This is a genomic window from Lysinibacillus sp. COL-1 (assembly GCF_059814265.1).
In genome coordinates this window covers 945,431-966,437 of record NZ_JCAWSJ010000004.1, presented here as the reverse complement: position 1 = coordinate 966,437, position 21,007 = coordinate 945,431, and the positions used below count along the sequence as shown (strand labels likewise).

Genomic DNA, 21,007 nt, shown 5'->3' with positions numbered 1-21,007 from the left:
CATGCGAAACGCTTCCTTCACCTTTTTTAAGATGCTAGCATTTCGCATGTATCAAAAAATGATGTTTTTTAGACTTATCTTGGTCGTTCATCAGGAAACGATGAGGACTCTAACACATACCTGCTTTCTCCATCAGAGCTGGAAGATGAGCTGGAGCTTGATGAGGAGGATGAAGAACTTTCATCATTAAAGCTCCAATCTTCTTCATAGTCTAATGGATGGACACTAATACAAATTGTTGTTTCACCCATTACTTCGACAACTACTTCACGTTCTACAACAATTTCAAACTTCGTACCACATGGAGAGATAATCGCTTCAATACAATTTGGTTCTTGTATCACACGTACACGAACATCATCACCAACGCTAATTTCACCTTCACGATAATGAAGCTTCACTTTGTCTTTATAGTGAACCGTTTCGGAAAACACAGCTGTTTTCGAATGGTTACTATAGGCATACCACACATTGACATCAAATTTCCCAGTTACTTCTACAAATTTCCCGACTCTTTTCGCAGAGCAAGTATGATTGATTACCCAGCATCCTAAAATACTTGTCGGTTTATTTGTTGGTGATAATGTTACACGTTCTTCCGTTCTCTTCTTCCCTTTGGCAACTACTGCTTTCGTCACGATTTGTCGTAAACGTTTCAGCGCAATTCCTCCTTCGACTCTTTTCACTCCATCATATGCAGGTAGCGCCCATTGGGTGAACATATATTTTTAGAGAATGAAAAGTATCGTCCAAATCTTTTTCCGTGAGAGGTCTGCTATAGCATGGGAATGCTTCAATAGAAGAAGACATGAAAAAAGCTCGAATGCTGTCATTCGAGCTTTGATTTCGAGGATTTATTAAGAGCAGCTACCTGGCTGAGTATTTTCTACGTATGAACCCGTTTCACCACGAAGAACATCGCCACCAGTTGAGCGAACAATTTCATTTGTAACATTATTTGCGATGGTATTCGATACCAGTTGCAATAAATCATTGACATCGCCTTGTGATTCTTTAAATTGTTGCACAACTGGAATAGCATTAATTTCTTCCTCGATTTTAGCAATTTTATCTTCAATCATTTTTAATGCTTTTTCTTTCCCTAAGTGTTGGAAATTAACCGCCTGTTTTTGTAAGCTTTTTAAGCTTGCAATACGTTCACGTACTTGTTGATTTTCATTAATCTGTGCTTCTGCCTTTTTGAAAAATTCAACCTCTGGTGTATTTGCAATCATATGTGCAATTTCATGTGATTTTTTAATTAAATCTTCTTTTGTATATAACACTTGTGTCATTTACGCTTCCACCTTTTCATTTTTTACGACTTCCACAAATTCACCCGTAAGTGAATAAGATGTAGTCTCTATTATTTTTACTTTTACTAATTGACCAATTACTTCTGCTGGTGCTTTAAAGTTAACTAAACGATTTTTCCGCGTATAGCCCGCTAGCACATCGTCTCGTCGTTTACTTGTACCTTCAACTAATACTTCGACAACCTCACCATTTAACCGTTCTAATGCTTTGCGTGAGTATTCACCCACCACTTCATTTAAACGTTGAAGACGCTCTTTTTTCACCTCTTCAGGTACATTGTCGACCATTTTGGCAGCTGGTGTTCCTTCACGAGGAGAATAAATATACGTAAATGCAGCCTCAAAGCCAACTTCACGATATAAGGACAATGTTTCCTCAAATTGCTCCTCTGTTTCATTCGGATAGCCAACGATAATATCTGTTGTTAATGTTACTTCAGGTATTGCGGCTTTAATTCTGTCTACTAAACCAAGGAAATGCTCACGTGTGTATTTACGCGCCATAATTTTTAGGACGTCATTCGAGCCAGATTGAACTGGTAAATGGATATGCTCCACTAAGTTGCCACGCTTTGCAAGGATTTCGATTAAATGATCATCAAAATCACGCGGATGACTCGTAGTAAAACGGATACGTGGAATATCGATCTTTCTTAATTCATCCATTAAATCGCCAAGACGATAGTCGATATCCTCAAAATCCTTCCCGTAAGCGTTGACATTTTGTCCCAGCAGCATAATTTCTTTATAGCCCGCAGCCGCTAACTCACGAACTTCGGCAATGATTTCCTCTGGACGACGACTGCGCTCTTTACCACGAGTATATGGAACGATACAATACGTACAGAATTTATCGCAACCATACATAATATTAACCCAAGCCTTAATGGAGCCAAGGCGTTTTTTCGGCAGATTTTCAATGACATCGCCTTCTTTAGACCAAACCTCAATCACCATTTCCTTCGACATATAGGCTTCTTTTAAAATGTTTGGTAAACGGTGAATATTGTGCGTACCAAATACCATATCGACGTGTGGATAACTTCTTAAAATTTTATTAACAACAGATTCCTCTTGGGACATACAGCCACAAACCCCGATAAGCATCTCAGGGTTTTTTCGTTTATATTTCAGCAGGAAACCCAGTTCTCCAAATACTTTGTTTTCTGCATTTTCACGAATAGCACATGTATTCAGCAAGACAACGTCAGCCTCTTCAATCATCTCTGTTGGTGTGTAACCAAGCTGCATAAAAATCCCGGCCATCACTTCTGTGTCATGCTCATTCATTTGGCAGCCATAAGTACGAATATAGAAGGTGCGATCTTTGCCCATTCCTGCGAACTCTTCTGCAATGCTAAAATCCTTATGATACTTGACATCTTCTTTGCCACGTTTTTTAGCATCTTTTAAGGAAGGTGCTGTAAAGACCTTCTCAAAATATTTACTATAATCCTTTTCAGGCTTGTCTTCTTTTTTTGGTTGATTGACCTGTTGATTAGCTAAGCGTTGTTCCTCATTCATCGCAATCAGGTAACTCCTTTCAAACGAAATCCATGCACTTGAATTCCCATTTTATTATTATACTGAATAGTTGATACTTCCTACAAGGTTTGCGCCTCAAATGTCGTGGTTTCGACTTAATTACATGATGATAGGAGTAATTATCCATCAGCTTTAGCGTTCTATCCTTCAGTTTTGAAGCGCTATCCTTTCGTTTACATATGCTAACCATCGCTTTCATTAAAATACTTGCTGTACTTTACATGTAAGTACTGATTATACAATTTCAGCTTCATCCAACGTTTAATATTCATATCTTCTTTATACAGTAATGCATCTGTGTATTGTCCTTCTTTCACTAATCGCTTTGCTTCTAATTTTAATTTTTCATTGTTCATGTGTTTAAATAAAGTTTTTAGCGGAAGTAGTGACCATAGATGCTTAGTTTGGACATACGTTCGTTCATGATAAACGCCAAGCAAATAATCATCCACCATATACTGCATTAAATTATGACCGCTCGCCGTCACATAGTAGCTGGAAGCCCCTGCTCGCAAATTCATTTCAAATAGCTTATAGATCCCGTCTCGAGCATCATATTTCATATCAAAATTAGCAAAACCTGTATAGCCAATGTCCTCTAAAAAGTATCGAATAGAATCCATTAGCTGTTCATCGTAGTCTGTCATAACAGCTAAAGAAATACCTTTATTTTGCGGAGAAGGATCTTCAAGCAGTTTATTGCTGACACACATCAATTTGACTTTATGATCTCTTCCTACAAATACATCTAGTACACGAATAGAAGAATCATCACCTGGAATAAATTCTTGAACAATCAAGGAATCTTCATAGCTAGAACGATAAATACTGCGAATAATGTATTGCATCTCACTGGCATTATTTGCAAGAAATATTTTTTTCTTTTCGGGAAATGAACAGTGCGTATATGTCACTGCATTGGAAGGTTTAATGATAATGGGATACTGGAAAGGGAGTTCGCTGACTGCGTGATGCTCATTAGTTATGATCATGGTTTTGGGGTAGTTTAACTTATACTGATCACAAAGCTGATAAAATTTTTCCTTCGTTTGCACCTTCTTTAGTAAAGCTTGATCTATATAAGGTAAAATAAAATATTTTTCAAGCCGTTCTTTATTTTCAATGATAAGCTCTGCATAATAGCAGTCACAAACGATTAAAATCAATTTATTCTGTTGGCACTGCATGGCAACCTCGATTAAAGCTTGTACAAAATGGGCAGGGTCATCTAGACGCTCTACATAGTGAAAATCCAGAATGCTACTATTTTGCGTAGCAATTCCCTGTGAGCCTCCCAAAAAGAGTGAACGCATTGTTGCCCCTTTTACAGTGGGCTCAATAACAAGACTCTTGATACGATACGCTTCATAAAAAGAGCGGGCAACCCCGTAGGCATACTGACCCGATTGTATAATAATAGGTAAAAAGGGTTGTTCTTTTATACATGTCAATTTGACTCGCCTCACATTATAAAAATGAATTTAATCATTTGTATGCCAGCTACATTATACTTATGTAACAGAATGAAAAGGCACTATTATGTAACTTTAGTGCCTTTTCATAGTGTTGAAAAACAAAACTATCCATAGAATTTTTGTGAAAGGTGAAAATGGATTTCCGTTGCAGATTACTTACTTTCCTGTCGGCTCGCCTGTCTCGCTATCCCACGGGAGTCAAGTAGCCTTCCACTCCATAAAAATGTTAACTTTTTTTGCAAAGGTTCAAGTGGAGGATGTTGTCACACATCACTTCTCCACATTGAAAATAAGAGGCTATCTCCTCTCTTATAATATAAATAATGGGCTATTTTGTTCAGGAAAAGACACTTTTGCAGAATGGTTGATTGGAGCGGAGCCAACGTCACTCCTAGGGGATTAGCGTCACAGTTGAGACATTGGAGCGAACGGAGTGAGTGAAGCAGCTCGTCGGACGCCCCCTGGAAAGGACGCTGGCAGAACGGAAATCAACCCCTCGCCTTTCAAAATGGCTGTTTCTGCTGTTGACATCACCTTTTTTCCATCACGTTAATGCTATCATTTTTTTGACTCGCTGCTCAAAAGCAACAATAGCTTGAACACCGTGATTTTTTAGTAGCTCGGTATTAGCACTTGTATATTTACCTAGATCATCAGGGAAATGCGCATCAGAGGATATAGTAAAAGCCACTCCATGGTCAAGTAAGGTTTGTAAAAAACGAGGGCCTGGGCACATTTCCTTTACAGGGTAACGATAATACAGCCCAGCATTGATTTCAGTGGCAGTTTGAGTTGTCGTTAGGGCCTGGGCAATCCGTTTATACCAGGCATCAAGAAAAGCATGATTCTCCACCTGATAATTAAATACTTTAAAATTATCTAAATGTGCAACAAAATCAAACATATTGGAATGAATCATTTGCTCGACAACCTTAAAAAATTGCTCATAACTTTGTTGTAAAGCAGACTGATCCATTTGCTCAAAAAGATGTTGTGTTTGAGGATTATCAAAGCCCCAGCCGTCAACAAAATGGACAGAACCAATCACATAATCCCAAGGATAACCAGCTAATAAAGCAGCTAATTGCTCTTCCCCGCCAATAAAATAATCTGCCTCTATACCCAGTCTCAAAGTAATGCCATGTTGACGCCATTTTTCCTTCGCCTGCTGAATGGTCGACACAAAGGCATCTATGTTCTCTGTCATCACGCGATCTAGCCAATAGCGCTGTACTTGACCAATCTCACTATCATCCAACCTCATAAAGCGTTCGAAATAGGCACGCGTTTCTTGAAAACGATATAAATGATCAACAATGCCTACCTCACGCAAGCCAAGCTGCTTGGCCTGTTCGAGATATAAATCCAACCATTCCTCACTATAACACCCCTTTTGCACTCGCTGTACTAACCGCTGTACTTGACAGGACATTTGTTGCTTGGAGCCTTTTTTCGCCTCATCCTCATGCTGGAAAAACTCCAGTGCCTGTGATGTACGCTCTAGCCAGCGAAATGAATAAGGTCCCTCTTCTAAATGTACATGATAATCAATTGTCATCAGCTTTTCCCTCCATTACATACCGTCCATTTTTCCTCATAGGCTTGCCATTCTAATGGACAAGTACTTTCACAAAGAATTTCTGTACATTCATCAAGATGACAAATTTGAAAAAATGATTTGCCATTTATTTTGGTTGCATCGGCTAATAAATAACTCACTTTACTATGCTTGAGCATCTTCTTAGAAATAAGGGATTCATCCAAATCGTAATCATAAACAATGCCCTCACTAATGCCACCGCACGATAAAAATGTCTTATCAAAATTCATATTATCAAGCATCTCTAAAGTCATAGCACCTGCAACTGAAGATTGTTTTGGATTCGCAGTGCCTCCTAGTAATATGACCTTGCCTGTCATACGTCGTTCTTCTATGGCTAAATTAAATTGTATTGCTGCTGCAATCGAGTTCGTTACAACCGTTATATCATCAACCGCTAGTAAAAAATCGGCCATATGGACCGTTGTCGTACCTGTATCAATTGCAATGGTATCACCATCACAAATACGTTTTGCTGCCATACGAGCAATTTGGCGCTTTGCCTCTTTTTGCATTTGCAGCTTGCGTAAAAATACAGGCTCGTTGCGCACGTTCGTATATTTAATAGCCCCACCATGGACTCTCGATAATAAATGCTGCTGCTCTAATTCATCAAAATCTCGGCGAATTGTTTCTGGTGCTACCTGAAGGGCATCGGCAATATTGGCAACAATGATTTTCCCGTCTCTCTCTAATTGCTTTAATATAAAATCAAATCTTTCAAGTTTGGCGTACGTCATGATAGTGCAATCACATCTTCTTTTGCGACATAACAGTTATAGGGTTTGCCCATTTCAATCGAATAGCCTTGTTGATGTAGTTGTTCCATTGTAAACACCGTTTCACCATCAAATGTAGTACGAATAATATTGCCACTCATTAATGATTGTTTAGCGATTCCTACTAGACACATATCTCCTTCTCGTTGATTGAGATGCAGTGCTTCTGGTCGAATGGCAAATTTAGAGGCTTGCTCGACTAAAGATTCTCCAAGCATGTTTTCTAAAGTCTCGCGTGTAAAGACATTATAATGCCCAATAAAGTTTGCAATAAATTCATTATTCGGTCTTGTATAAATCTCTGTTGGTGTACCGTTTTGAGCAATGCTCCCATTATTCATGACAAATATTCTGTCTGAAACGGCCATAGCCTCTTCCTGATCGTGCGTTACCAAAATCATTGTCATATTGAGCTTACGTTGAATAGCTCGTAAATCTGCTTGTAGCTTCTTGCGAATTTGAGCATCGAGTGCACTAAGGGGTTCATCTAATAGCAGCACTTTAGGACGGACGATTAACGCACGTGCCAGAGCAACACGCTGCTGTTGCCCCCCCGATAATTCGTTCGGGTAAGCATTGGCTTTCTCACTTAGATGAACGAGGGCTAGCATTTCTTGAACACGCTGCTCGATGTCTGCCGCATTGACTTTTTGCATGCGCAAACCAAAGGCAACATTTTCTTGCACAGTCATATTAGGAAAGAGTGCATAGGATTGAAAGACCATGCCCACTTGACGATCCTTTGGCTGTACGCCACTCATATCTTTTCCTTCAATTGTAATTTTACCAGACGATGCATCTGTTAAGCCTGCCACAATGCGCAAAATGGTGCTCTTGCCACAGCCGCTAGGACCTAACAATGTAATAAATTCACCCTTTTGGATATTCATCTGAATATTGCTTAAAACCGTTGCTTGTCCATATTTTTTATGAAGCCCTTCAATAATAAGATAACTCATAGATTTGTAGCACCTTTCGATCGTTTTGTTACAATGGCAATGACAAATGTTAATAGACCCATTAGCACGATATAGATAAAAACAACTGCACTTGCAATATGTCCACTTGTGCTAAGCTTTTTCATTAAGTAAATTTGAACTGTTTCAAAGCGAGAACCAACCACAAGGTTAATCAAAACAAATTCACCAAATAAGACGGAGAATGATAACAAAGCACCTGCAAATAAGCCTGGATAAACGGTAGGCAGTAAAATTTTTGTGAAAGCCTGCCTTTTTGATGCACCAAGCAATTGGGCCGCATCAAGTAGCTGCCTTGCATCTATATTTCTTAAACTATTTCTTGTTCCTTGATAGATATAAGGAAGAATCCCCACCACATAGGCTCCTAGAACAACGAATATCATTGGTATACCTATTTGGCTATACACTCGAATGAGCCCTACAGCTAAAATGATTCCAGGGAAAGAATAGACCATGACCACTGCTATCTGTATCCATTTTTCGTATGTAGGAAAATACAAAACAATAACGAAAATGGCTGGCACAATGACAAGGAGTGCAATACTAACCGCACCACTTGCTAATAACACAGAACGGCCAAATGCCTGGATAAAATCGGTATCCTGAAACAATGTGGCAAGCCATTTTAATGTAAGTCCTTCTGGTAATATTGTTTTATTCCATTTCGATGCAAATGCATAAAGCGTCGTTGCCAATACTGGCAATAGTAAATACCCCACTAACAAGAGGAAAAAGAAATCAGCCAAGCCTCGCTTTTTCATTTTACTTTCCTCCTTGTTTTAGAGATACTCCACTCACTAATTAGCATGGCTGTCACCATTGTCACTGCTAATATAACAGCAATGGCACTAGCTAGCTCTGGCTGAGCAAAAATATCACCTTTTATTAAGGAACCTATACGAATGGCCACTAAATTATAATTACTGCTTGTTAGAGCATAGGCAGAGGCATACGCTCCCATTGCATTAGCAAATAACACACTAAACGTTCCTACAATCCCAGGTAACATAACTGGTAAACCAATCTTCAGCCAAAATTGCCAACTAGACGCTCCTAATAAAGCTGCTGCCTCCTTCCACTGTTGCTGAATCCCATCATAAATGGGATATAACAACATTAGCGATAATGGCAGCTGGAAGTAAATATAAATAAGTAATAAACCACCCCAGCTATAAAGAGAAAAGGATGTCAAAGCATCAATGTCCCATTTTTCAAATAACAATGTAAATAGACCACTATTACCAAGTAAAACGATAAAAGCAAATGCTAGCGGTATACCTGAAAAATTGGATGTTAAGTTCGTTAGTATTAAAATTTTCTCCCGTACTGGCTCAGTCAACTTCATCATGGCATAAACAGCGAACAATGTGACTACTAATGCAATAACAGCCGATACAACAGACAATGTAATACTATTTTTAAAGCCTTGCAATATATAGTCGTTCGTAAAAATGGACTCGTATTGCGTTAATGTAAAGCCCTCACTATTTTGAAAGCTCGTAATAAGCATATACAGTAAAGGCACTAGGAAAAATAATAAGAGTAGTACAAGAAAAGGCGAAAGCCAGGCAATGGACTGCCGCTTCGATATCAACACAACCACTTCTTTCTATAATTACTTGCGGCTCAAGAAGGATAGTAGTCGCTCCAACCTAAAAGGAGCGACTACTATTAGTTACACCTCTTTTGCTGTATACACACCTTCTAGCAAAAGGGGCTCCATATCATCCGCAGGCTCCATATTTAATAAATGACAGCACAGTGGTGCAATTTGTAATTGCGAAATAATCTCTTCTTTTATACCAGCCTTGACGGAATCCGAAATGACAAACAGTGGGACATGACGATCCTCATGCGTTGTTCCACCATGATTACCATCACTTGTCATACCATGGTCAGCCGTCACAATTACCTCATAGCCCTGTGCCATACACTTTGGAATAAATAATGAGAGCAGAGCATCCATCGCTAACACACGATTGCGGTATTGTGCAGAATCCGCCGTAAATTTGTGACCATCATCATCAACATTCATAGGATGAATATAAAGGAAATCAGGCTGCTTTTGATCCATTAACCAAGCTGCATCAGCAAATACATGACTATCTGGATAATGATCCTCAAAATAGAACAAGCCATTGTCAATCGGTAATTGCGTATCAAGCTGTAGCCTGTCCTCCATATAGTTAAATGGTGCTCTATTATAAAGCTCACTCACCCAATAATAGGCGGAGGCTGCCGTGGATAAACCATGCTCCTTCGCGACATGAAAGACACTTTTCTGCGTCGATAAGCGTACCGTCATATTGCTAGTAACGCCATGAACAATGGGGGGTGTCCCCGTTAAAATCGTCTCATATAATGGCCTTGATAATGATGGCACCTCTGCGCAAATCTTATAGCGAGCAGCCACCTGACGCTCCACTAAATGGTGCAAGAATCCCATATGTGTACAGGCTGTATCAAAGCGCAATGCATCGATGACAATAAGAACCACTTTGTTATTTTGCATGGATTAACACCTGCTCTTGATAGAGTTGAGGGATTTGCTTTGTTGTTTCTTCCCATTTCTTTTGATCTTTTACTGGCTGTGCATTCGTATACATATCTGCTGGTAATAATAAATCCATTACATCTTGTGGAAGTTCTACGTTGTCTCGAATCGGACGCGCATAGCCTTTTGCTAAATTTTCTTGACCAGCGTCAGATAGAATGTATTCACGTGCTAGCATGGCAGCATGAGGGTTTTTGGCATATTTATTAATAATTGTTGCATAACCAGAAGTAACAGATCCTTCCTTTGGTATCACTACATCGAAGCGCTCCTCATCGATTTGGTGACGATAGCCTAATGCATTAAAATCCCATAAAATCGCTACATCGATTTCACCTTTTTCTAAGTTCGCTACTGATGGATCCCCCTGTAAACGACCTTGTTTCGCTAATTCAGCAAAGAAATCAACGCCTGGCTGGATGTTTGATTCATCTCCACCAAAGGCCATAGCTGCTGCTAAAATAGCAAACTGCGCTTGGTTAGCTGTTAATGCATCTCCAATACTGACTGTATAATCCCCATTTTTCAGATCCTCCCATGAGGTCGGGGCATTCTTTACATTATTTGTATCTGTTAAAAATGAAATTGTTCCAGTATAGCCAACAATCCAGTTCCCTTCATCGTCTTTTGCCCAATCCGGTATTTCATCCCAGTAGGAAGTTTTATATGGTAATGTTAAGCCCTTGTCCTTGGCGATTGGTCCAAAAGCAATTCCAACATCCCCAATATCGGCTGTCGCATCATCTTTCTCTGCTTCAAACTTCGCTAATTCCTCAGCACTCGACATATCCGTATCCTTGTGTTTGATGCTATATTCGGTTCCTAGCTCTTCCCAAGTTTCCACCCAGTTCGCCCATGTATCTGGCATACCAACAGAGTTAACAATGCCCTCTTCCTTTGCTTTTTCTGTAATTTCTTCAAGCGATAAATCCTTGTTTACCTCATTTGCACTAGATGAACTGTCAGAACAAGCTGCCAACATGGAAATGGCTAATGCACCGATTAGACCTTTTTTCCACAATTTTTGAATTGCCATGTGTTGGACCCTCCATTTGTTTTGGTTTATTTTTATTTGCTTACAACCCTAATGGTATAAAACAAACATTAAGCAAGTATGGAGGTCTTAAAAATATTTAGTAAAAATTATTGAGAAATTATAAATATCTATGAAAATACTTAATAAGTGAAGGAACATTGTAAAGCTGAATGGAGGAGATGAAGAAGAAATCTAGTTTTGTATGTGTACGTTGGCTTTACCAGACGTACACATACCTAGATTATTTGGAGAGACCTAAAAAATCTGCATATGTATGCGGCTCATTTTCCTTTAGAATTGTTAAAAATGTAAACGCCAGTTGCACAACTGACCACCATCTCATATTGTAGGACATCTCAAAACGAGAAGGTTCTAACGTAAAGACATCTTGAAAAATCGTGAGCGGCTCGATTTGCTCATCTTTTAAAATAGATAGAAAGCCCAGAAACAACGTATGATCCTTCACTTCAATCAGTTTGTCATCTACAAGAGCATCAATATTTTCAGGTTGCTGAAAATTACACTGTGTAGCTACATAACGCTCTAAATCCTGAGCACGCTTTCGATCTTCACGTTCCTTTTTCTTTGCAATAAAATCAATGACGTTATTCACGTGCATCGCCTCTTTTTTTCTTTTATTGTAGCATTTTTTAAAAGAACATTGCCCGCACCGCCCCCTACAATTTTTACATGAAACCTTTAATTGTATTTTTACTCACGATTGTACATTGAATACTCGTGATTGCAGTGTCTTTACTCACGGTAGCAGTACTTTTACTCGCGATTGATCGCTAACAATAAAAAAAGACATCTTATAATTAAGACGTCGCAATAGTGATTATCACTTTTCCTCCTCCCGTTATTGAATCATTAGCCAACGTTAGTGTTCCACCATGTTTTTGAATGATGGACTCGGCAATATAAAGCCCCATGCCATGATGGTCTGCTGCATTTCTACTTGGATCTCCCTGATAAAATTGCTTTGTGGCTCTCTTTAAATCTTGCGATGAAAAACCAGCCCCACTATCCATCACAGTAAAATGAATAATATCGGCCTCTCCCTGAACAGATAAAGTGACTTTGCTATTATGTGGCGTGTGCTCTATAGCATTAACAATCAAATTTAATAAAGCTCGATAAAAAAGCTCCTCCTCTATCATAAAGGCATCAGGCAGTTTATCCTTTTCTACACTAACTTCAAGATTTTTTTCTAAAGCAAGCGCCTTCATTTGCTGTTCTAGCTGTTGTATAAATGAAGCCAGCTCTACAGTTGTTTTTACACCACCAACACTTTGCTCCATATTGGATATATCCATTAATTGCTTTGTGAATTTTTCAATTTCTAGCGTATTTTTTAATATATAAGTGTTGTATTCTTTTTGTACTTCATCTTGAACAGTATCCAATAAAAGTTCCGCATTTCCTCTAATAATCGTAAGAGGTGTTTTCAAATCATGAGCAAGTGCAGAAATTTGTTCTCTGCGTGCTCTTTCTGCCTGCCATTGTTGTGTCAATGAAGTATTTAATGCCTCCTTCATCTGCTCAAAGGAGAGTGCAATATCATCAATTTCTCGAATCCCAGATGGTTTTATATGAAAATCTAAATTTTGATGTTGGATTTTTTCAATGGCTTCTTGTAGGCCCAACATTTTTCGTTTAAGTCTTCTGCCGAAATGCACAGCAAGTACCGTTGCCTGTACGATAACGCCTATAATAAACAATAGTAAAGCCGTTAATTGGGGATTAGGTAAATATTTTCTCATAACAGGTGAGCGATACTCAGGGACTAAACCATAGCGTAAAATACACACTTCCTGTTCTCGCTCAACAAATGCATAAAATCGAACATTACTTTTCGTCTCTCCCTTTTGCTTTAAACGCCATGCATGGGAAGCCTCTTTTTCTGTTAAAGTACCAGAAAGAAATTCCCCCTTATTAGAAATCACTGCGTAGTCTACAAGATCAGGAATCATATCATCTGTGACCGCACTGCTTGTAGCAATACGGTCTTTCGCTAAAGTGATTTGTGTTTCAGCATAATTGGCTGGCAAAATAATAGTAGCTGAAAAAGCAAACATAAATAAACCGATTAATAGTGCCCCTAATAAAATGATACTTAAGCAAAGAAAGAATAAATATCTCAGGAAAAATGTATGAAGGTGTGTTCCTTTCCTCGGTTTTATCATCTCCATTTATAGCCGATCCCCCAAACCGTATCAATAACATCTATGTCAAACGCATGTAGCTTTGACCGAATATTTTTGACATGTTCTGTTATCGCTGTACTGTCACTTTTGCCATCAAATCCAAAAATTGATTCGTATATCTGTTCTTTTGAGAAAACTTGCCCACGATGCCGTGCTAAAAATTCACATATTTCATACTCACTTTTAGTTAGCAGGACGCGCTCATTCTGAACAAACAGTTCTTTACCAGAAAGATTAAAATGAACTTTATCACTATAAAGGATGTTCCGCTTCTCTCTGCTTTCCCGTCGGATATGCGCATTCACCCTTGCCCGTAGCTCTCCAATACCAAATGGTTTAATCAAATAATCATCTGCACCTAAGCCTAAACCATACATCACATCTTCTTCTAAGGATTTAGCTGTAAGAAAAAGAATCGGACAATCTACAGCATGCCGAATTTGCCCACATAATGTAAAGCCATCCATAATAGGCATCATCACATCAAGCAAAATTAAATCAAAGGAACCTAAATCCATCTTTCCTACTTCTGTCGGTTTGGACACAATGGTTACTAAGTGATTATCTTTATAAAGTGCATTTTTTATCAACATTAAAATATCTACTTCATCATCCACTACTAATATATTTGCCATAATTCACCCTCTAATTTTCAGATGCTCTACCTTCCCATCTCCAAAACCATAAACAAGACAGCGCAAAAGTCAATAGGATACCCCCTAAGCACGCCATTATGCCAGTTTGGATACTTGTTTCGAGCAATGTTAAATCGGTTCCCATCGATGTTAAAATCCATAATGAAACAAAATGACCGCTCCATCCATAAGGTAAAAAGGGCCAAATACGATCCCCTAAGCCTGTAAGCAATAGGGCGACCAACAGCGCTTCTACAATACCTAAACCAATCGAAGCGCCTTTACCAAATTGGAGGCTTACAAATAAATGTAACATATAGAAAATCACATGACTGCCGAATAGAATACAAGCAGCCATACTATAAAATGAATAGCTCAAATCTACTTCATGTAATAATTCTCTAAAGCCAAAACTAAAAATAGCTATAGATAGAAAGATGGCTCCAAAGCTAAACAATAATAATAAGATGAGCTTGCTCATGTATGCCTTTATTTTTATGTTTGTTGTAGCTAGCATGCCTTGGAAACGACCAGCGTTTGCTTCTTGCTCAGATGCCATAGCACATACTAATCCTATAATAATCGGTAGCCCACAAGCTACCCCCTGAAAATAGGCAGTTACTTTTCCTTGAAAATCCCATGGCGAATAGGAGTAGTAGGCTAGAAATAGCCCAGAAATAGCAAGGGGGACAAGTATATGTGTCAGCAAAAAAGGTGTTCGTTTTGTTTTAAGGCATTCCACTCTCAATAATCGTAACATGTCCATCCGCTAGTTCGCCTCCCTTTTTTGGAACCACTTCGCAGTAAGAAAGCTAATCATCATAAACCAAGCTAGTGCTATCAGTAAGCCCGGAAGTATAACGCCTTTATCCAATAAAGGACTGCCTTGTGGTACTGGTAGACCGTTTGGTAATATGCCAAGTGTTGAACATAATAAACGTGCACCAATTGCAAATGGATAGTAATACCATAGTTCCCCATCCGCAAAGGCAACAATCCCTAAGATATTGGCTACTACATTGAGTAAGATGGTTAAATAGGTGCCTAATTTAGCTGCTAGGAAAAGACATAAAGGTATTTGCCACAAAAACGTCAGGAAAATAACAAAAGTACTTAGTAAACTGCTCGCTATTGGTAAACTATGACCGAATAGCCTGCCCCCAGCCGTGATTCCCCCAAAGAAAATAATCGTAATCAAAAGAAGCCATATGCTTAATGATACTATTTTTCCTAGCCAAATCTTTTTAAGATCCAGTGGTAAAGCAAGAATACTATGGTATTTTATTTTTTTATCCTTTTCGACCACTAAGGCACAGCAAATCGTCAGTGCACCTGGCAGTAGCATAGTATACCACCAGTTATAAGCACCTGTTTGAAAATACACGCCACCCATCAGCACGGCACTTATCAGTAAGGTCACAAGGGGCGTAAGCCAAAGTAGTTTGGCAATAAATGTTCGTTTCCATTTTAATTTTTCCGCTTTCATTATGGCTATCATGCTAGTAACCTACCTTTCTATTGGTAGCTACAACCTGCATAAACAGTGATTCTAATTCCTGACCTTGTGGTGCCGGTCCCTGATAGCCAAGCTTGCCATCAGCAATAATGCCAATGTCATCCACGACCTGTTCCACCTCAGACAAAATATGACTAGATAAAATAACGGTGATACCTTGCTCTGGAAATGAGCGAATAAGCTGACGAAGCTCCTGTATACCAATCGGATCCAGTCCATTTGTAGGTTCATCTAAAATTAACAGCTTTGGCTTGTTTAGCAGCGCAATCGCTATACCTAATCGTTGCTTCATACCTAAGGAAAACTGCCCCGCCCGTTTTTTTCCTGTATTCGTTAAATCTACAATTTTTAATACTTCTTCAATACGACTTTGCGGTAGACCTAACGCTATCGTGCGAACTTGTAAATTTTCCGTTGCTGTTAAATTGTCATACAGGGGAGGTGTTTCAATTAACACGCCGATGTCCTGTAAATCATTTCGTGTCCATGTATGTCCATTAAAAATGATATTTCCAGCATTTGGTCGTAACATACCTGTCATCATTTTTAATGTTGTGGATTTCCCCGCTCCGTTTGGTCCAAGTAAACCGTAGACTGTATTACGTTGGATTTCTAACGATACATTATCCACAATTTTTTGCCCTTTAAACGACTTATTAAGATTTTCAGTCTTCAATATTAAATCTTTCATCATTAGTCATCATCCTTTCGATGACCTTAGTGTAAAAAACAATTATAAGGATTTTATAAGGATTCAATATCAAATACTCGCGGTGGCTGTGCTTTTACTCGCGATTCATCTCTAAATACTCGCCGTAGCTAGGCTTTTACTCGCGATTCCTTACTAAAGCATATAAAAAAAGCATTTGGAATGTCCTCTCATTCCAAATGCTTTGATTCTATCATTTTTACATAAATTCTTTTACTAAATCATTGAAATCATTTTCGCTCATTTTAATATCGATATCTGTTAATGGTAGCTCTGAGTAGCCAGGTACTTTTTCTTGATACGATGTTGTTTCCGTATCATGATAAATAACACCTGTTACTAAGCCCTCATGCTCCATCACTGTACGCATTGCCATACCACGATCATTGTGATCATAGCCTTCTACATCCGCTAGTTTTGTTAAATTCTCTTTAAACCAATCGTATGTGTTCACTTTGTTATACGTTACACAAGGTGAAAAGACATTGATAAATGAGAAGCCTTTATGGTTGATACCAGCTTCGATTAAAGCTGTTAACTCTTTAATGTCAGTAGAGAAGCCTTGTGCCACAAATGTTGCACCGCTTGTTAATGCTACCTCTAATGGTTTCAACGATGGTTCAATCGCTCCACCTGGTGTAGATTTTGTAATAAATCCAGCAGCAGAACGTGGCGATGTTTGACCTTTTGTTAAACCATAAATTTGGTTATCCATTACAATATACGTAATATCAATATTACGACGGATTGCATGAATTGTATGCCCCATACCGATAGCAAATCCATCACCATCACCACCAGAAGCGATGACATGTAAATCACGATTGGCCATTTTTAATCCTTGAGCAATCGGTAGTGCACGACCATGAATACCATGGAATCCATAAGAATTAATATAGCCCGAAATACGTCCTGAACAACCAATTCCTGAAATCACAGCAAGTTCATTTGGCTCAATTCCGACATTTGCTGCAGCACGTTGAATAGCTGCTTGTACAGAGAAGTCTCCACAACCTGGGCACCAATTTGGTTTCACTGTATTACGAAAATCCTTAAATGTTGCCATTAGCGAGTCAACTCCTTCACACGATTTTCTAATTCACCTGGCAAGAATGGCGTACCATTATATTTAGTGATTGTCGCGATTTTATCGTGACCACCAATATTCATCTTCATAATATTAGCCAATTGACCCGTATAGTTATTTTCTACAACGATCACTTTTTTCGCTTGTGCTACAAGAGGTGCCATTTCCGCAGATGGGAATGGGTGAATTAAACGAATATGCGCATGATTCACTTTCATTCCTTGCGCATTAAGTCGTTCTTGCACTTCCTCGATAGCTCCTCTTGTTGAGTTAAAGCCTACTAATAAGATATCCGCTTCCTCATGTGGTGCATTGACAAAGACAGGGTTATCAAATTTCAAACTCTCTAATTTACGGAAGCGTTTATCCATTTGTGTTTGACGATTGCCCGTTGCCTCAGATGGCTTCCCCGTTTCATCATGTTCAACACCTGTAACGTGGTGAATACCGTGCAATGTACCTGGTAAAACACGAGGTGAAATCCCATCTTCAGTATCTTCATAGCGTTTGAAGTAGGCTTTATCGACAGCTTCATCAAGGTCATCAATCACAATTTTACCTCGACGGATTTCAATTTTATCGTAATCAAACGGTTCTACCGATTGTTTTCCTAGAGACAATTGTAAATCTGTCATTAAAATAACTGGTAATTGCAATTCCTCTGCAATATTAAATGCTTGGATTGTATCAAAAAATGCTTCCTCCATTGTTGAAGGCGCAATGACTACTTTAGGGATTTCTCCATGTGTTCCGTAAAGCATAGCCATTAAGTCCGATTGTTCTTGCTTTGTTGGTAGTCCAGTTGAAGGGCCTCCACGTTGCGTGTCTACTACTACTAATGGTTGCTCTGTCATACCTGAAAGACCAATTGCCTCCATCATCAATGAAAGACCAGGGCCTGCTGAAGCAGTAAAGGAACGTACACCACCAAAGTTAGCTCCGATTGCCATTGTTGCCGCAGCAATCTCATCCTCCGTTTGGATAACTGTCCCACCGAATTTTGGTAGCTTCTTAATTAAGTATTCCATAATTTCAGAAGCTGGCGTAATTGGGTATGCTGCCATAAAGCGTGTCCCAGCAGCTAATGCACCAAGTGCCACTGCATCGTTACCAATCATAAACATACGACGTTTGCCATCTGCAGGTGCAAGCTCCCATTGGCCTACACGTTCACCCAAAAGCTCATTCATAATTTGACGACCACGTGTAATAGCTTCCATATTTTTTTGAACGACCTCTTCGCCCTTTTTCCCAAAAATATCATCGACAACATTTTGGAACACTGCATCCTCTAGGTTAAGCAATGACGCTGTTGCTCCGATGGCTACCATGTTTTTCATTAACGATGTACCAAGCTCTGCTGCTATTTCTGTAAATGGAACAGCAAATAATGGTGCCTTTGAATCTTCTGGTTTGACTGGGTCAAATTTTGCATCCGCTAAAATAACACCGTTTTCTGTGAGCTCTTTATAATTGACATCGATTGTTTCCTGATCGAATGCCACTAAAATATCTAAATCATCCGCAATCGCACGCACTTCTGTTGGACGAACTGTAATTTTATTATTCGTATGGCCACCTTTAATTCGAGAAGAGAAGTGACGATAACCGTATAGGAAATAGCCTAGACGATTCATTGCCATTGAGAAAATCTCACCTGTACTCTCAATCCCTTCACCCTGTTGCCCACCGACTTTCCATGAAAGCTGATGTAACATGTCAACAACTCCTTAAATCCAATGTGTACTATTATTTTTCCTTCATAAGTTTAACACGAAGAAACCTTCTGCACTATTGTTTCTCAACGATTTAGGCGAAAATCAGACCTTTGACTGAAAATCCTGTTCATAAAGTTGTAATTTTCAAATCCAAGCAAAACCACACCCTTATTTCAAGTGACATGTATCATATGTAAACAGGAAAACGAAAAAATGCCTTGCCACGTTATTATGTGACAAGGCATTTTAGTTCATTACTTTTTTATCGAATACGTTTTTCCACGAGCAGCTTCAAGGCTGTACGTTCTTCACCAGCAATTAAAATATCGGCAAACGCCGGTGCGCAAATTAAATCTGTGCCACTTGGCGCTACAAATCCGCGTGCAATGGCCACTGCTTTTACGGCTTGGTTAAGTGCACCTGCCCCAACTGCTTGCATTTCTGCCTGCCCTTTTTCTCTGATTACCGCGACTAATGCACCTGCAACTGAATTTGGATTAGAGCGTGATGATACTTTTAATGAATCCACAATTATTCCTCCCCGTTTCGCGAATAGTGTTTACGCTCAACAACTCATGTCCCCCTTTTTGGACCTCAAGTTATTGTCCGTAGCACATTTTATGCTCCGCAAAACGGAAATAGACTAGTTTCACAAATAAACCTGTATCCACAGCAAAAGAGTCGTAAACCAACATACTTCGACTTATTTATCCTTGAAACGGATAATCTTCATTTATATAAATGCGTTCACAGGCAGTAGCTTTCCCTGTTCGATCATCCATCTCTACAAAGAAACCACTTAAAACCTCTCGTCCTTTTTTTGGTACTTCAAAACGGGATGGCATATTTGTTTGGAATTTATAAATGACACTATCCTTCGTCATGCCTAAAACCTCATCATATGGACCTGTCATACCTACATCCGTAATATAGGCTGTGCCGTTCGGGTAAATTCTTGCATCGGCCGTTTGTACATGTGTATGTGTCCCCACAACCGCAGAAGCCTTGCCATCTAAATGCCAGCCAAGGGCAATCTTTTCACTAGTCGCTTCCGCATGAAAATCTACGAAAACAAGTGGTGACGTTTGACGGGCTTCCTCAATTAGCTTATCTGCCATTGCGAATGGGTCCTCATGAGGAGGTAAAAATACACGACCATGTAAATTAATGACAGATAATGTCACACCGTTTTTAGAAATTTGCACCATACCTTTACCAGGTGCCTCACTTGAAAAGTTAGCAGGACGAATTAAATAATCCGCATCATCGATAAAATCGAAAATATCTTTATTGTCCCATGTGTGATTACCCATTGTAATTACATCTACACCTATTTGTAGCAGGCTATTATAAATATTATGAGTAATGCCACGTCCTGCCGCAGCATTTTCACCATTGGCAATGACAACGTCTGGATTATATTTCTTTTTTAAGCGAGGTAAATATTTTTCCACCGCATCTCGACCAATTGAACCTACAATATCGCCAATAAATAAAACCTTCATTTTTTAACCACTCTTTCTTTCCATTACGCCTCTATATCATTATGCTTCAGAGACTTTAACTTCGCACCTGAATACCATCACTAATTGTAACGCTAGGAGGAGGATTACGCAAAATAAAATATCAATTACGCCTCCGCGTAATTGCCGCTGATACTTCGCTTTTGCGCAGATAAACAATGCTTCCAGATTTTTTCGAGCTAACAAGTAGAAGTTAACCTAAGACCGTCACGACCTGTGACAACAATTAACTGACCTGCATCGTGCAGGCTTTCTTCAATATCAATAACCTCCGCCAGTATCCTTGGAGCAACATGATATTGGTCACACCGTTATTGCTCCTTTTGG

21 protein-coding genes are annotated in these 21,007 nt (G+C 39.1%); all 21 read right to left on the bottom strand.

The features are described from left to right. Positions 1-74 precede the first annotated feature (74 nt). Positions 75-722 carry an outer spore coat protein CotE gene (cotE, locus tag AC6BKE_RS12885; protein ID WP_170829783.1) on the bottom strand — a complete coding sequence of 216 codons (648 nt, stop codon included), beginning with the start codon at positions 720-722 and terminating at the stop codon, positions 75-77. 135 nt (positions 723-857) lie between these two features. Then, positions 858-1,295, bottom strand: a complete 438-nt coding sequence (locus tag AC6BKE_RS12880; RefSeq protein ID WP_058844648.1) for a YlbF/YmcA family competence regulator — start codon at positions 1,293-1,295, stop codon at positions 858-860. Continuing rightward, positions 1,296-2,840 (bottom strand): tRNA (N6-isopentenyl adenosine(37)-C2)-methylthiotransferase MiaB, encoded by a 1,545-nt coding sequence (gene miaB, locus AC6BKE_RS12875; RefSeq protein WP_058844647.1) that lies wholly within the window; start codon positions 2,838-2,840, stop codon positions 1,296-1,298. A 203-nt stretch (positions 2,841-3,043) separates the two neighbouring features. Continuing rightward, positions 3,044-4,312 carry a carboxylate--amine ligase gene (locus AC6BKE_RS12870; protein ID WP_342535391.1) on the bottom strand — a complete coding sequence of 423 codons (1,269 nt, stop codon included), beginning with the start codon at positions 4,310-4,312 and terminating at the stop codon, positions 3,044-3,046. Between the two features lie 568 nt (positions 4,313-4,880). After that, on the bottom strand, positions 4,881-5,894 hold the full coding sequence (locus tag AC6BKE_RS12865; protein ID WP_036121217.1) for a histidinol phosphate phosphatase domain-containing protein: 1,014 nt from the start codon (positions 5,892-5,894) through the stop codon (positions 4,881-4,883). Then, positions 5,894-6,676 carry a DeoR/GlpR family DNA-binding transcription regulator gene (locus tag AC6BKE_RS12860; protein WP_036121221.1) on the bottom strand — a complete coding sequence of 261 codons (783 nt, stop codon included), beginning with the start codon at positions 6,674-6,676 and terminating at the stop codon, positions 5,894-5,896. The genes AC6BKE_RS12865 and AC6BKE_RS12860 overlap by 1 nt, the downstream gene beginning before the upstream one ends. Further along, complete coding sequence (locus tag AC6BKE_RS12855; protein ID WP_036121224.1) at positions 6,673-7,674, bottom strand: ABC transporter ATP-binding protein; 1,002 nt, start codon at positions 7,672-7,674, stop codon at positions 6,673-6,675. The genes AC6BKE_RS12860 and AC6BKE_RS12855 overlap by 4 nt, the downstream gene beginning before the upstream one ends. After that, positions 7,671-8,456, bottom strand: coding sequence for an ABC transporter permease (locus AC6BKE_RS12850; protein ID WP_141903508.1), 786 nt, complete (start codon positions 8,454-8,456; stop codon positions 7,671-7,673). The genes AC6BKE_RS12855 and AC6BKE_RS12850 overlap by 4 nt, the downstream gene beginning before the upstream one ends. Next, the gene (locus AC6BKE_RS12845) at positions 8,453-9,298 is read right to left on the bottom strand and encodes an ABC transporter permease (RefSeq protein ID WP_170829782.1); all 846 of its coding nucleotides are present in this window, start codon (positions 9,296-9,298) and stop codon (positions 8,453-8,455) included. The genes AC6BKE_RS12850 and AC6BKE_RS12845 overlap by 4 nt, the downstream gene beginning before the upstream one ends. A 72-nt stretch (positions 9,299-9,370) precedes the next feature. Then, positions 9,371-10,207 carry an alkaline phosphatase family protein gene (locus tag AC6BKE_RS12840; RefSeq protein WP_036121228.1) on the bottom strand — a complete coding sequence of 279 codons (837 nt, stop codon included), beginning with the start codon at positions 10,205-10,207 and terminating at the stop codon, positions 9,371-9,373. Further along, complete coding sequence (locus AC6BKE_RS12835) at positions 10,197-11,285, bottom strand: ABC transporter substrate-binding protein (RefSeq protein WP_499856888.1); 1,089 nt, start codon at positions 11,283-11,285, stop codon at positions 10,197-10,199. Before AC6BKE_RS12835 ends, AC6BKE_RS12840 begins: the two co-directional genes overlap by 11 nt. Positions 11,286-11,526: 241 nt before the next feature. After that, positions 11,527-11,904 (bottom strand): 2-oxoglutarate ferredoxin oxidoreductase subunit beta, encoded by a 378-nt coding sequence (locus tag AC6BKE_RS12830; RefSeq protein ID WP_230593789.1) that lies wholly within the window; start codon positions 11,902-11,904, stop codon positions 11,527-11,529. 199 nt (positions 11,905-12,103) lie between these two features. Next, on the bottom strand, positions 12,104-13,477 hold the full coding sequence (locus AC6BKE_RS12825; protein ID WP_499856887.1) for a sensor histidine kinase: 1,374 nt from the start codon (positions 13,475-13,477) through the stop codon (positions 12,104-12,106). Further along, a complete protein-coding gene (locus AC6BKE_RS12820; RefSeq protein WP_058843918.1) occupies positions 13,468-14,127 on the bottom strand; it encodes a response regulator transcription factor in 660 nt (219 codons plus the stop codon). The genes AC6BKE_RS12825 and AC6BKE_RS12820 overlap by 10 nt, the downstream gene beginning before the upstream one ends. A gap of 10 nt (positions 14,128-14,137) precedes the next feature. Next, positions 14,138-14,893, bottom strand: a complete 756-nt coding sequence (locus AC6BKE_RS12815; protein WP_499856886.1) for a lantibiotic immunity ABC transporter MutG family permease subunit — start codon at positions 14,891-14,893, stop codon at positions 14,138-14,140. A gap of 3 nt (positions 14,894-14,896) precedes the next feature. Beyond that, complete coding sequence (locus AC6BKE_RS12810) at positions 14,897-15,625, bottom strand: lantibiotic immunity ABC transporter MutE/EpiE family permease subunit (RefSeq protein WP_330493467.1); 729 nt, start codon at positions 15,623-15,625, stop codon at positions 14,897-14,899. 1 nt (position 15,626) lies between these two features. Continuing rightward, complete coding sequence (locus tag AC6BKE_RS12805; RefSeq protein WP_499858307.1) at positions 15,627-16,334, bottom strand: lantibiotic protection ABC transporter ATP-binding protein; 708 nt, start codon at positions 16,332-16,334, stop codon at positions 15,627-15,629. A gap of 217 nt (positions 16,335-16,551) precedes the next feature. Continuing rightward, positions 16,552-17,418: a 2-oxoacid:ferredoxin oxidoreductase subunit beta gene (locus tag AC6BKE_RS12800; RefSeq protein WP_058843921.1), complete on the bottom strand. Its 867-nt coding sequence runs from the start codon at positions 17,416-17,418 to the stop codon at positions 16,552-16,554. Continuing rightward, on the bottom strand, positions 17,418-19,157 hold the full coding sequence (locus AC6BKE_RS12795) for a 2-oxoacid:acceptor oxidoreductase subunit alpha (protein ID WP_036121251.1): 1,740 nt from the start codon (positions 19,155-19,157) through the stop codon (positions 17,418-17,420). Before AC6BKE_RS12795 ends, AC6BKE_RS12800 begins: the two co-directional genes overlap by 1 nt. 262 nt (positions 19,158-19,419) lie before the next feature. Beyond that, a complete protein-coding gene (locus AC6BKE_RS12790; protein ID WP_004224903.1) occupies positions 19,420-19,686 on the bottom strand; it encodes a stage V sporulation protein S in 267 nt (88 codons plus the stop codon). A gap of 178 nt (positions 19,687-19,864) precedes the next feature. Continuing rightward, the gene (locus tag AC6BKE_RS12785) at positions 19,865-20,662 is read right to left on the bottom strand and encodes a TIGR00282 family metallophosphoesterase (RefSeq protein ID WP_058843922.1); all 798 of its coding nucleotides are present in this window, start codon (positions 20,660-20,662) and stop codon (positions 19,865-19,867) included. Positions 20,663-21,007: the final 345 nt, after the last annotated feature.

Bases quoted from the DNA above. Each gene is read 5' to 3' on its own strand.
- cotE (WP_170829783.1), bottom strand. From the start codon at position 722: ATGTTCACCCAATGGGCGCTACCTGCATATGATGGAGTGAAAAGAGTC.
- AC6BKE_RS12880 (WP_058844648.1), bottom strand. From the start codon at position 1,295: ATGACACAAGTGTTATATACAAAAGAAGATTTAATTAAAAAATCACAT.
- miaB (WP_058844647.1), bottom strand. From the start codon at position 2,840: ATGAATGAGGAACAACGCTTAGCTAATCAACAGGTCAATCAACCAAAA.
- AC6BKE_RS12865 (WP_036121217.1), bottom strand. From the start codon at position 5,894: ATGACAATTGATTATCATGTACATTTAGAAGAGGGACCTTATTCATTT.
- AC6BKE_RS12860 (WP_036121221.1), bottom strand. From the start codon at position 6,676: ATGACGTACGCCAAACTTGAAAGATTTGATTTTATATTAAAGCAATTA.
- AC6BKE_RS12855 (WP_036121224.1), bottom strand. From the start codon at position 7,674: ATGAGTTATCTTATTATTGAAGGGCTTCATAAAAAATATGGACAAGCA.
- AC6BKE_RS12850 (WP_141903508.1), bottom strand. From the start codon at position 8,456: ATGAAAAAGCGAGGCTTGGCTGATTTCTTTTTCCTCTTGTTAGTGGGG.
- AC6BKE_RS12840 (WP_036121228.1), bottom strand. From the start codon at position 10,207: ATGCAAAATAACAAAGTGGTTCTTATTGTCATCGATGCATTGCGCTTT.
- AC6BKE_RS12835 (WP_499856888.1), bottom strand. From the start codon at position 11,285: ATGGCAATTCAAAAATTGTGGAAAAAAGGTCTAATCGGTGCATTAGCC.
- AC6BKE_RS12830 (WP_230593789.1), bottom strand. From the start codon at position 11,904: ATGCACGTGAATAACGTCATTGATTTTATTGCAAAGAAAAAGGAACGT.
- AC6BKE_RS12825 (WP_499856887.1), bottom strand. From the start codon at position 13,477: ATGGAGATGATAAAACCGAGGAAAGGAACACACCTTCATACATTTTTC.
- AC6BKE_RS12820 (WP_058843918.1), bottom strand. From the start codon at position 14,127: ATGGCAAATATATTAGTAGTGGATGATGAAGTAGATATTTTAATGTTG.
- AC6BKE_RS12815 (WP_499856886.1), bottom strand. From the start codon at position 14,893: ATGGACATGTTACGATTATTGAGAGTGGAATGCCTTAAAACAAAACGA.
- AC6BKE_RS12810 (WP_330493467.1), bottom strand. From the start codon at position 15,625: ATGATAGCCATAATGAAAGCGGAAAAATTAAAATGGAAACGAACATTT.
- AC6BKE_RS12805 (WP_499858307.1), bottom strand. From the start codon at position 16,334: ATGAAAGATTTAATATTGAAGACTGAAAATCTTAATAAGTCGTTTAAA.
- AC6BKE_RS12800 (WP_058843921.1), bottom strand. From the start codon at position 17,418: ATGGCAACATTTAAGGATTTTCGTAATACAGTGAAACCAAATTGGTGC.
- AC6BKE_RS12795 (WP_036121251.1), bottom strand. From the start codon at position 19,157: ATGTTACATCAGCTTTCATGGAAAGTCGGTGGGCAACAGGGTGAAGGG.
- AC6BKE_RS12785 (WP_058843922.1), bottom strand. From the start codon at position 20,662: ATGAAGGTTTTATTTATTGGCGATATTGTAGGTTCAATTGGTCGAGAT.